General features: G+C 66.8%; 7 protein-coding genes. 4 read left to right on the top strand and 3 right to left on the bottom strand.

The features are described 5' to 3' along the window. Positions 1 to 73: 73 nt before the first annotated feature. From K8940_RS10190 to K8940_RS10175, 4 genes are read left to right on the top strand one after another with little or no spacing between them, the layout of a single operon-like run. Positions 74 to 3,502 carry a response regulator gene (locus tag K8940_RS10190; RefSeq protein ID WP_223395244.1) on the top strand — a complete coding sequence of 1,143 codons (3,429 nt, stop codon included), beginning with the start codon at positions 74 to 76 and terminating at the stop codon, positions 3,500 to 3,502. A 17-nt stretch (positions 3,503 to 3,519) separates the two neighbouring features. Next, positions 3,520 to 4,335, top strand: coding sequence for a CheR family methyltransferase (locus K8940_RS10185; protein ID WP_223395815.1), 816 nt, complete (start codon positions 3,520 to 3,522; stop codon positions 4,333 to 4,335). Continuing rightward, positions 4,332 to 4,907, top strand: a complete 576-nt coding sequence (locus K8940_RS10180; protein WP_223395243.1) for a chemotaxis protein CheB — start codon at positions 4,332 to 4,334, stop codon at positions 4,905 to 4,907. Before K8940_RS10185 ends, K8940_RS10180 begins: the two co-directional genes overlap by 4 nt. Positions 4,908 to 4,909: 2 nt before the next feature. Beyond that, positions 4,910 to 6,049 carry a hybrid sensor histidine kinase/response regulator gene (locus tag K8940_RS10175; RefSeq protein ID WP_223395242.1) on the top strand — a complete coding sequence of 380 codons (1,140 nt, stop codon included), beginning with the start codon at positions 4,910 to 4,912 and terminating at the stop codon, positions 6,047 to 6,049. A gap of 13 nt (positions 6,050 to 6,062) precedes the next feature. Here K8940_RS10175 and K8940_RS10170 read toward each other — a convergent pair whose 3' ends face one another. The 3 genes from K8940_RS10170 to K8940_RS10160 all read right to left on the bottom strand — a co-directional run bounded on the left by K8940_RS10170 (position 6,063) and on the right by K8940_RS10160 (position 11,818). Further along, positions 6,063 to 7,022 (bottom strand): amidohydrolase family protein, encoded by a 960-nt coding sequence (locus tag K8940_RS10170; RefSeq protein ID WP_223395241.1) that lies wholly within the window; start codon positions 7,020 to 7,022, stop codon positions 6,063 to 6,065. A 59-nt stretch (positions 7,023 to 7,081) separates the two neighbouring features. Continuing rightward, positions 7,082 to 9,028, bottom strand: a complete 1,947-nt coding sequence (locus K8940_RS10165) for a prolyl oligopeptidase family serine peptidase (protein ID WP_223395240.1) — start codon at positions 9,026 to 9,028, stop codon at positions 7,082 to 7,084. Between the two features lie 84 nt (positions 9,029 to 9,112). Continuing rightward, positions 9,113 to 11,818: a TonB-dependent receptor domain-containing protein gene (locus K8940_RS10160; RefSeq protein WP_223395239.1), complete on the bottom strand. Its 2,706-nt coding sequence runs from the start codon at positions 11,816 to 11,818 to the stop codon at positions 9,113 to 9,115. Positions 11,819 to 11,926: the final 108 nt, after the last annotated feature.

Below are 11,926 nucleotides of genomic sequence, written 5' to 3'. Positions count from 1 at the left end.
GAACCGCCAGCCATCCGATAGACATCCGTCCCATCGCACCGCCTACTCCAGCGTTTTCGTTTTCGAGTTCCTCATGTCGTTGAACAAACCTCACCGCGCGTCGCCTTCACGCTCGAGGGTCGAGCTCTGGACGGCGCTGGGGCTGGGGCTGGTCCTGGCTTTCTTCGTGGTCAGCGGCGTGATCGCCTATCGCAACGTCCAGACCCTGCGCGTGAACAGCCAGAGGATCTGGCACACGCACGACGTACTGATCTCCATCGACGAACTGCTGTCGACGATGCAGGACGCCGAGACCGGGCAGCGCGGCTATCTGCTGACGGGCAACGACAAGTACCTGGAGCCCTATCAGGTCGCTGTCACCGACGTCGCCACCAAGGTCGAGGCGCTCGGCGCGCTCACGCGCGACAATTCCGTCCAGCAGGACAATCTCGGCCTGCTGAAACGTCACATCACCGCCAAGCTGGCCGAGCTTGACCAAACCGTCACCCTACGCCGCAACAACAACGCCCAGGCGGCGCTGGCCATCGTCGCCGCCGACCGCGGCAAGATTGAGATGGACGCCGTCCGACGCCAGCTGGCCGTCATGCAGCAGGAAGAAAACCGTCTGCGCGACATCCGCCTGGCGGAAATGGATGGAGCCTATCAAACGGCCCTGTTCAGCGGCGTGCTCTCGGGCCTGCTGGGCGCCGGGCTTACGGTCCTGGTCTTCCATCTTGTCCGCCGCGCCGCACGCGCGCACGTCCGGGGCGAATGGCTGCAAGCGGGCCAGGTCGGCCTGGCCTCCGCGATGATGGGCGACCAATCCGTAGAAGGCCTGGGCGACAGCATCCTGACCTTCCTGGCGCAATACCTCGGCTTCCAGGCGGGCGCGCTGTTCAAGGGCGAAGGCGGCCGCTTCAACCGCGTGGCGGCCCTGGGCGTACCGCCCGACGCCAGCACCCCAACCCGGTTCAATCTCAAGGAAGGCTTGCTAGGCAAGGTGGCCGCCGAGGGCGAGGCGACGATTATCCATGATGTTCCCGAAGGCTACATGACCATCGGTTCGGCCCTGGGCCAGGACAAGCCCCGCCATCTGGTGCTCGTGCCCACCCATGCCGACGGCGCCGTCAACGCGGTCATCGAGCTGGGCTTCCTGCACGATGTCGACGATCGGGTTCTAGACCTGTTGACCAACGCGGCGGAGTCGATCGGCATGGCCCTGCGCTCGGCCCGCTATCGCTCGCTGCTGCAGGACGCTCTGGAAGAAACTCAGCGTCAATCCGAGGAACTGCAGGTCCAGAGCGAGGAACTGCGGGTCTCCAACGAGGAACTGGAGGAACAGGGCCGCGCGCTGAAGGAGTCGCAGGTCCGCCTGGAACAGCAGCAGGCCGAACTGGAGCAGACCAACAGTCAGCTTGAGGAACAGGCCCAGATACTGGAGGCCCAGCGCGACGATCTGGAACGCACCAGCGCCGCCGTCTCGCTGAAGGCCCGCGAACTGGAGCAAGCCAGCCAGTACAAGTCGGACTTCCTGGCCAACATGTCTCACGAGCTGCGGACGCCGCTGAACTCGCTGTTGATCCTGTCCAAGCTGCTCAGCGACAATCCCGACGGCAACCTGTCGGCCGAGCAGGTCAAGTTCGCCCAGACCATCGAGTCTTCGGGCAACGACCTCCTGACCCTGATCAACGACATCCTCGATCTGTCGAAGATCGAGGCCGGACATATCGAGGTGCGTCCGGAAAACCTGGCGCTGCAGCGCCTGACCGGCGATCTGAACCAGATGTTTCAACCCGTCGCCAACGCCCGCAAGCTGGACTTCGAGATCCACGTCGCCAAGGCCTGCCCGAAGGTGATCGAGACGGACCGCCAGCGCCTGGAGCAGATTCTCAAGAACCTGCTGTCCAACGCCTTCAAGTTCACCGAAACCGGCGGCGTGCGGCTGGACATCCGTCCCGCCAGCGACGGTCGCCTCGCCTTCGCGGTCAAGGACACCGGCATCGGCGTGCCGCCCGAGCAGCAGGAAAGCATCTTCGAGGCCTTCCGTCAGGCCGACGGCACCATCAGCCGCAGGTACGGCGGCACGGGCCTTGGTCTGTCGATCTCCCGCGAGTTGGCGCGACTGCTGGGCGGCGCGATCACGCTGGAGAGCCGACCGGGCGAAGGCAGCACCTTCACGGTCACCGTCCCCCTCGCCTACGACCCCGCCCGGGTAGCGCCGCGCGAGCAGCCCTCGCGCAGCGAGCCCGCCGCGCCGCCCCCCCAGCCCCGCGCGCCTCGGTCCGCGCCGCTTCCCAAAACGGTCGAGGACGATCGCGAGCAACTGGCCGACGCGCGCCGTCTGCTGCTGGTCGTCGAAGACGACGACAAGTTCGCCGGCATCGTTCGCGACCTCTCGCGCGAGATGGGTTTCCAGTGCCTGGTGGCCTCCACCGCCGAGGAAGCCCTGAAGCTGACTCGACAGTTCAAGCCCAGCGCCGTGGTTCTGGACGTGGGGCTGCCGGATGAGTCGGGCCTGATGGTCCTGGATCGTCTCAAGCGCGACGACACCACCCGCCACATCCCGATCCACGTCGTGTCGGCCGCCGACCACAGCCAGACCGCCCTGTCGCTGGGCGCGATCGGCTACCTCGTCAAACCCGTCAAGCGCGACGAGCTGGCCGGGGTGCTCAAGACCCTGGAGTCGAAGCTCGAAAGCACGGTTCGGCGGATCCTGATCGTCGAGGACGATCCGGTGCAGCGCGAGGCGGTCGGCAAGCTGCTGTCGTCCGGCGACGTCGAGACGGTGGGAGTCGGCACGGCGGCCGAATGCCTGGAGCAGTTGCGGCGCCAGACCTTCGACTGCATGGTGCTGGACCTCTCCCTGCCGGACGCCTCGGGCTATTCCCTGCTGGAGACCCTCAGCCAGGACGGCGACCACGCCTTCCCGCCGGTCATCGTCTATACGGGCCACGACCTGTCGGCCGACGACGAGCAGCGCCTGCGCCGCTATTCCAGCTCGATCATCATCAAGGGCGCCAAGTCGCCCGAGCGCCTGCTCGATGAGGTCTCGCTGTTCCTGCACCAGGTGGTGTCGGAGCTGCCGCCTGAACAGCAGAAGATGATCCAGAAGGCCCGCAACCGCGACGCGGTGCTGGAAGGCCGCCGCGTGCTGATCGTCGAGGACGATATCCGCAACGTCTATTCGCTGACCAACGTGCTGGAGCCGCGCGGCGCCATCGTCGAGATCGCCCGCAACGGCCAGGAGGCCATCGAGGCCCTGGACCGTTCCGCCGAGGATCCCGCCCGCGCCATCGACCTGGTGCTGATGGACGTGATGATGCCGGTGATGGACGGCCTGACCGCCGCTCGACAGATCCGCGGCGACGGACGGTGGGAAAAACTGCCGATCCTGATGCTGACCGCCAAGGCCATGCCCGACGACCAGGAGCGCTGCATCGCCGCCGGCGCCAACGACTACATGGCCAAGCCCATCGATGTGGACAAGCTGCTCTCGCTGGTCCGGGTCTGGATGCCCCGGTGAGCGATACCGTGACCGCCATGACCGAGGACCTTGAGATCGAGCTTCTGCTGGAGGCCCTCCACCAGCGCTATCACTATGACTTCCGCCACTATGCCCGGGCGTCGATCAAGCGCCGCCTGATCCACGCGCGCGGCCAGCTGGGTTTTCCGACCATCTCGGCGATCCAGGATCGGGTGCTGCACGACCCGTCGATGCTGCCCCGCCTGCTCGACTATCTGACGGTGCAGGTCAGCGACATGTTCCGCGACCCGTCCTACTTCAAGGCGCTGCGCGAGAAGGTTCTGCCGCATCTTCGGACCTATCCGTCGCTGAAGGTCTGGATCGCCGGCTGCAGCGCCGGCGAGGAGGTCTATTCGCTGGCGATCCTGTTTCGCGAGGAAGGCCTCTACGACCGCACGATCTTCTACGCGACCGACATCAATCCCGAAGCCCTGGCCGCGGCCGAGACGGGCGTCTTCCCGCTCGACCGCATCCGCAAGTTCACCGAGAACCACCGCAAGTCCGGCGGCAAGTCCTCGCTGTCGGACTACTACACAGCCGCCTACGGGCGCGCGGCGTTCGACAAGAGCCTGCGTAGCCGCGTCGTGTTCTCCGATCACAGCCTGGTCACCGACGCGGTCTTCGCCGAAATGCACCTGATCTCGTGTCGCAACGTGATGATCTATTTCGATCGCCCGCTGCAGGACCGCGCCATCGGCCTGTTCCGGGAGTCCCTGACCCGCAACGGCTTCCTCGGCCTGGGCTCGAAGGAGAGCCTGCGCTTCTCCGCCCACGCCCCGGCCTTCTCCGAGTTCGTGGCGGGCGAGAAGATCTACCAGAGGCGCGAGCGATGACCGAGACGCCCATCAAGGCCGTCGCGATCGGGGCTTCGGCCGGCGCCGTCCAGGCGCTGCTGGCCATACTGCCCGCCCTGCCGGCGCGCTTCTCCCTCCCCATCCTGGTGGTCGTGCACGTGCCGCCGGATCGCGACAACGCGCTGGCGCCGCTGCTGCAGTCCAAGTGCCGGATCGCCGTGAAGGAGGCCGAGGACAAGGAGCCCATCGAGGGCGGCGCGATCTATCTGGCGCCCTCGGACTATCACCTGCTAGTCGAGACACAACGCACCCTGGCCCTGTCCACCGACGAGTTGGTCAACTATTCGCGCCCGTCGATCGACGCGCTTTTCGAAAGCGCGGCCGACGCCTATGGCCCCGAGCTGGTCGGCGTCATTCTGACCGGGGCCAATCACGACGGCGCGGCGGGTCTCAAGGCCGTGAAGGACGCCGGCGGCGTGGCGATCGTCGAGGATCCGACCGGGGCCTATGCGACCGCCATGCCCCTGGCCGCCCTCGAGGCCTGCCCATCCGCGATCACCATGAACATCGATGCGATCGCATCGTACCTGTCGAGTCTGGGGCCCGCATGATGATGGCCGATAAACCGATCAACTTCCTCCTGGTCGACGACCTCGAAGAGAACCTGCTGGCGCTGGAGGCCCTGCTGCAACGCGAGGGCCTGACCTGCCTGAAGGCCCGCTCGGGCGAGGAGGCGCTGGAACTGCTTCTTGCGCATGAAGTCGCCCTGGCGCTGCTGGACGTGCAGATGCCCGGCATGGACGGCTTCGAGCTGGCTGAGTTCATGCGCGGCAGCGAACGCGCCCGCCACATCCCGATCATCTTCGTCACCGCCGGCACGACCGACCTGCAACGCCGCTTCCGGGGTTACGAGGCCGGCGCGGTCGACTTCATCCAGAAGCCCATCGAGCCGACGGTCCTGCGCAGCAAGGCCAATGTCTTCTTCGACCTGCATCGGCAGCGCCAGCAGATCCAGGCCCAACGCGACGAGCTGGAGGCCGCGGCCCAGGCCCTGCGGCGGGCGGACCGGCACAAGGACAGCTTCCTGGCGGTGCTGGCGCACGAGCTGCGCAATCCCGTCGCCGCCCTCAGCGGCGGCCTGCACCTGCTGAACAAGGACATCTCGCCCGAGCGCAGCCAGGACATCCGCGTGCGCATGGATCGCATGCTGACCCATCTCTCGCACCTGGTCGACGACCTGCTGGACGTCTCGCGCGTCAGCCAGGGCAAGATCTCGCTGAAGAAGGAGCGGATCGAACTGGGCGAGATCCTCCGCTCGGCGATCGAGGCCAGCCAGCACAATCTGGACGCCGCGGGCCACCGGTTCGTCTTCGAACCGCCCAGACAGGCGATCTGGCTGGACGCCGATCACACCCGACTGGCGCAGGTGGTAGCCAACCTGCTGAACAACGCCGCCAAATATACCCCGCCCGGCGGCGCAGTGACCCTGTCGGCGCGCGCCCATGACGGCGTGGCCGAGATCAGGGTGACGGACACCGGGATCGGCATCCCGCCGGAGATGCAGTCGCGGATCTTCGAGATCTTCGCCCAGGTCGAGGATCACCTGGCCAAGGCCCAAGGCGGCCTCGGCATCGGGTTGGCGCTAGTCAAGCAACTGGTCGCGCTGCACGGCGGGGCGATCACCGTCGAAAGCGGCGGCGAGAACATGGGCAGCACCTTCACCGTCCGGATCCCGGTCGTCGCTGAAGAGTAGCCGCCCTAGGTCATCACTCGAGGATCTTGGCCCACTCGGCCGGGGTCAATTCAGGCCCGGCGTAGGCGGTCGCGAAATAGGTCTTCAGATCACCCGAGAACGGCCAGTCCGATCCGGCGACGAAGTGGTCCGGACCGATCCGCCGGATCAGGCCGGCCGTTCGGGCGCGATCCTCGGGTGTCGCCCTGTCGGTAAAGACCTGGGCCAGGTCGAAACGCAGGTTGCGGCCCAGGCGCGGATCGCGCCGCAGGGCGTCGGCGAAGGCGCCCAGAGCGTCCAGGGTGACCGCGTCGATCCCGCCCCAACCCGCGGCATGGGCGATGACCACCGGCTGGTCGCCAGCGGCCGGCAGCACCTGGTCCAGGAACACCCGCACGTCCCGCGCGCCATAATCGGCCGCGCCGGTGCGCATGTGGATCATGATCGTCCAGCCGTTGGCCGACGCGGCGCGGAAGACCGCCGCCAGCTTGGCGACCTCCTCCGGATCACGCAGGTCGACCCCGGAATTGGTCAGATGCAGCTTCAGGCCGGTCACCGCGCGGTCGCCCTTCCAGCGGGCGATCTCCGCCAGGGCGTCGGGCGCCGTCGGATTGACGCTGACGAAGGCGGCGAAGCGGTCGGGACGGCTTCGCGCAAGACCGACGGTGAACTCGTTGGCCTGACGCACGACGTTCGCGGCGTCCGGCAGCGGCGCCGCCAGCGGGCTCTCGGCCAGATAGGCCGTCGACATCAGCCAGCCCTGCCTGATACCCGCCCCATCCATCGCCTTCAGAGCATCGGCGGCGGTCAGCGGCGCGACGAAGCGCTGGTCACACGGGTTCTTGCGCATCGGGCTGGCGCAATAGGCCGGCAGGATCTCGAGGATCGCCGGTGAATGGACATGCATGTGATGGTCTATCGCCGGCTGGGCCCAGGCCCGGCCGGCCGAAAGCAGCAAAGCCACGGCCGCCGCCCAGCGCAAGGAGATCGACACGATCCTGTATCCTTACAAGGAAAAGGACGCGGTCCCTAAGGTCCGCGCCCTCGCCGCCCCTACTGACCCAGCAGGGTCTTTCGCCAGAACATGATGCTGGTCCAGAAGTAGTAGTCCTCGTTCTCCTTCTTGCGGAAAACGTGGCCGTCGTTCTTGGCCAGCACGTGCCAGGCCTCGCCGCCCTTGGCGCGGACAGCCTTGATCATCTGGTCGGCCTCGGTGGCCGGCACGCGCGGGTCGGCGCCGCCGGTGGCCACCAGCAGCGGGATGGTGATCTTGTCGACGCTGGTCAGCGGCGAGATCTTCATCAGCTGCTCACGCTGCTTGGGGTCGCGCTCGTCGCCGTATTCCACCCGGCGCAGGTCGCGACGGTAGGACTGGGTGTTCTCCAGGAACGTGACGAAGTTGGAGATCGCGACGTAGCAGTTCGCGCCCTTCAGGCGGGGGCTGTAGTGCGTGGCCGAGGCGTAGCACATGTAGCCGCCGTACGAGACGCCGTTCACCGCGAAGCGGCTGGCGTCCAGGGCCGGATCCTTCTCCAGCGTGTTGAGGAAGGCGCCGATGTCCTTGACCGAGTCCTCGCGCTTGAACGGTCCGTTGTCGAGATTCACGAACCGCGCGCCGTAGCCCGAGGAGCCCCGCACGTTCGGGAAGAACAGCGCGATGCCCAGCTCGTTGAGCAGGTAGTTGTTCCCGCCCAGGAAGTCCGGACGCGTCTGGCCCTCCGGACCGCCGTGAATGTCGACGATCAGCGGACGCTTGCCGGGGAACTTGGCCACGTCGGGCTGGTAGAGGAAGCCCGACACCTTCTCGCCGTCGAAGCTGGCGACCTCGACCAGCTTGGGCTCGACGTTCAGGCTGGGATCCAGGCCACCCGTCTCGCTGTGGGTCCACTGGGTGACGGCCAGGGTCTTGGGATCGATCGAGAAGGCGTCGCCCGGCACCTTGGCGCTGGCCATGCTGAGCCCGATCTCGCCCCAGGGCGCGATGTCGATGGCCGAGCCGATGCTGTAGGGGATCACGCCCGCCGGCAGGCCGGTGACGGGGCGAACGGCGCCGGTGGCGACGTCCAGGACCCGTACGCGCGACACGCCCGCCTCGTTGATCGCGTAGACCACGAACGAACCGTCGGGCGAGACGGCGAAGTCGCTGACGTCCCAGCGCGGTTCCTTGGACACCGGGACGAAGCCGCCCTTGGCGTCCAGCTTGCCCAGGCGCAGGAAGTCCGAGCCCTTGTTCGAAGTCAGCCAGACCGCGCCGTCCTGTCCGTACTTGGGATCGACGTACGAGGCCTTGGCCTTCGGATCGGTCAGGGCCTTCAGCTTGCCGGTGGCCAGGTCCAGTTCGTAGACCACCGCGTCGTTGATCGACATGCGGTTCAAGACCAGCGCCTTGGAGCCGTCGGCCGAGAAGTCGGCGATGTTCCAGCCGCCGCCGGACACCTGGGCGACCAGGCGATCGGTCTTCGGATCCTTGGGATCGACGACGTATAGGTCCATGTCCGCGCCGTTACGGCGCGACGAGGCGTAGCCGACCAACTTGCCGTCGTGCGACCAGGCGCCGAACCAGTTGCGGCTCTTGCCGTCGGTGATCAGGCGCGGGCGACCCGCTTCCAGCACGTAGAGCTGGTAGAACTCGTCGCCGCCCTTATCCTTCTGGACCACCAGCGTGTCGCCCTTGGGCGACAGGGCCGCGGCCAGGATCGGCTCGTTCTCGAAGCTGATCTGCCGGCGGTCGCCCTCGGGCTTGGCCACGACGTGGACCTGGTCAGAGCCGCCGAAGCGGGTCTTGACCAGCATCGAGTGGTCGGCCGCGTTCCAGCCCAGGAAGTTGGCGTGGCGGGCCTGCAGGTAGGGCGCGGTCGCCGCGACCAGATCCTGCGGAATGGCCGGCGCGCCATCGACGACGATGGCGGCGGGCGGGGTGATGGTCTGGGCCGCCAGCGGGGTCGCGACGACGGCCGCGCTGGCCGCGAGGGCCAGCGCCAGGGAATGGCGAGAGATCATGGAGGGGACATCCATAAGGAGGGTGCGCCGCCGGCAGGGGGAAGCGAGGGGGTACGCAGCCGGCGGCGCTGTGTCGGGCGAGGCTTAGAAACGCATCCGCGCGCCGACGGTCACATAACGGCCGATGACGTCGTAGTACGGCGAGTACAGCGAGCCGATCGGCGGGTCCTTGTCGAAGAGATTGGTCGCATTGGCGTACAGTTCGATCTCGTGGCCGCGGATTTCCGGCAGCCGCGCCTGAACGCCCAGGTCGACATAGGTGTAGGCCTTGATGTGGCCGTTCACGAGATCGACGGTGTTGTTGTAGTTGCCCGGCGAGATGTATCGGGCCCGGACGTTGGCGCTGAACACCTCACCGGCCCAGTCGAGCGCGGCGGTCATGCGGGTCTTGGGCGTGCCCAGACCGAACGAGTAGCCTTGCGATTTCACGTACTCGATCTTGCTGACCCCGTCGTTGGTGGTCAGGCTGTTGACCCAGGTCATCAGCCAGCGGGCGCGGATGCGGCCCGGCGCGTCGGGGATCAGGCGATCCAGGTTGGTCGCGTACGAGATCTCTGCGTCGACGCCGTCGGTCTTGTAGTTGGCCAGGTTGACGTAGGTCGAGACGATCCGGGTGATCGTGCCGCTGCTGTCACGCGTGACCCGCGAGCACATGTCCGTGTTGCCGTTGGCGCAGCGCGTGACGATGTCCTGCGCCGAGACCGTGGTGATCACGTTGTTGATGTCGATGTCGAAGTAGTCGACCGAGATGTTGAAGCCCGGCAGCGACGGCGGCGAATAGACGAAGCCGGTCGTGAAGGTCTTGGCCGTCTCGGGCGTCAGGTTCGCGTTGCCACCGCCGTTGGTCAGCACATAGACGCTGGAATTGGTCTGCGGGTCGACGATCGTGTTGTAGCCGGTCGTGCTGGTGGTGAAGAGCTCGGTCAGGTTGGCCGAGCGGATGTCGCGCGACTTGGTGATCCGCCCCCGGAAGCCCGGGAAGAACTCGTTGGTGGCGCCCAGCTTCCACGACCAGATCGAGCCGGTGGTGTTGTAGTCGGAGACCCGCGCGGCGGCGTTGACTTCCAGCTTGTTGAAGACCGGGATGTCGCGGACGACGGGCACCAGCACTTCGGCGAAGGCTTCCTTGACGCTGTAGCTGCCGGCCATGGCCGAGAAGCTGAAGCTGGTGAAGGCCTTGGCCGTATCCAGCGCGCCGACGGTGCGATCGACCGACTCCTTGCGGGCCTCGGCGCCGACGGCGATCGAGACCGGGCCGGCCGGCAGGCTGAAGGGCTCGCCGCGCAGGCTGAAGCCGCCGACGTCCAGCTTGCTGGTTTCGCGCATGCTCGGCGTGCCGGTCACGTAGTCCAGAGCCGCCTTGGAAGGCGCGCCCTGGCCGAACAGGTTGATGGGTACGCAGTTGGTCGTCGGGTCGCTCAGGGCGATGCGGCAGACCGCCTGGCCCGTGGTCGGACTGATCACCGAGTCGACGGCGTTGGCGTAGTTCTGGGTCAGGAAGAACCCAGGTGTGTCGATGTTGTTCTCGTTCTCGCCGTGGCTGTAGTAAGCGCTCCAGCGCCAGCCATCGCCGAACGAGCCATCCAGGGCAAGCGTACCCTGGGTGGAGACGCGCTCGAAGTCGATCGTCGGATAGGCCTCGGTATTGAAGCGCCCCATCGTGAACGAGGTCTGGCCGGCGGCGGCCAGGGCCGTCTTCACCGCCGTCGGCAGGAAGGCGTTGTCCGACTTGATCGTCAGGTTGCCGCGGTTGTGGTCGCCGAACCAGATGTAGTTGTTCCACATCCGCGAGCGACGCAGCTCGGCCGTCATCTTGATCTTGTCGGTCAGGTCGTAGGTGACGCTGGCCATGGTGGCGTAGCGCTTCTGCGGCGTGACCAGGGGTGACAGGTCGTCGTTCGACGGGCCTTCGCCGCCCACCGAGTTGGTGCCGATCACCGTACCGGCGTCGAAGGTGCGCAGGGTGCCGTCAGGATTGAAGGCCTGCCCCTTAAGCACGCCCGACATGATCAGGCCGCCATAGGCTGCGTTCGAGAAACCGACGTCGGGGGCCAGGACGAAGCGGCCAGCGCCGTTCGACACCGTGGCCCAGCGGCCGATGTTCGGGCGGCTGTTCTTCGGGATCACGCCATCGTTGTCGAGATATTCGCCGCCGATCACGAAGTGGCCGCGGCCATCGGCGAAGCTCTTGCCCGCCGCCGCCTCGACGCGGATCTGCTTGGCGTCTTCGTAGGAGGACTCGCCCGCCTCGACGCCCATCTTCAGGCCGGTGAAGTTGCGGTCGATGCTGATGTTGACCACGCCGGCGACAGCGCCGGAGCCCCAGGCGGCCGAGGCGCCGCCGGTCACCACGTCGACACCCTTGGTCAGGATGCTCGGGATCAGGTTCAGGTCGTTGTCGCCCGAGAAGCGACGGCCATCCAGCAGCACCAGGGTGCGGCTGATGCCAAGGCCGCGCAGGTCGACCGGCGCGTTGCCCGCGCCCGTGTTGGTGCCGGTGGTCTGGGCCGAGGTCGTGGCGCGGAATTGCGGCAGGTCGTTCAGAGCCGCGGCGATATTCGGACGGGCGCCGACGCTCAGGTCCTGAGCGGTGACGCGCACCGTCGGGGTTGGAGCCTCGAAACCGGCGCGGTCGATGCGCGAGGCGGTGACGATGATTTCGCCAACGCTGGTGGCGTCATCGGCCTTGGACGCGTCTTGAGCGAACGCCGCGCCGTGCATGACCAGCACGGCGGGCACGAGGCTGCAGCTCAGCAGCAGGCTTCGGCGGGTTTGGCGTGAAAAAGTCAAACGAGATCCCCTCTGTTACAGCGGTCGACAGTCGCCCTCTCCCGCGCCGCCATTGCCTGGCGGCGTTCGGCGCGCGTCATCGGGAAGACAAGCTTCCGGCGACTCCGC

The sequence above is a fragment of the Caulobacter segnis genome, assembly GCF_019931575.1.
Classification (GTDB): Bacteria; Pseudomonadota; Alphaproteobacteria; order Caulobacterales; family Caulobacteraceae; genus Caulobacter; species Caulobacter segnis_C.
The sequence above is the reverse complement of the archived record's forward strand: the minus strand, read 5'-3'. Positions and strand labels throughout refer to the sequence as shown.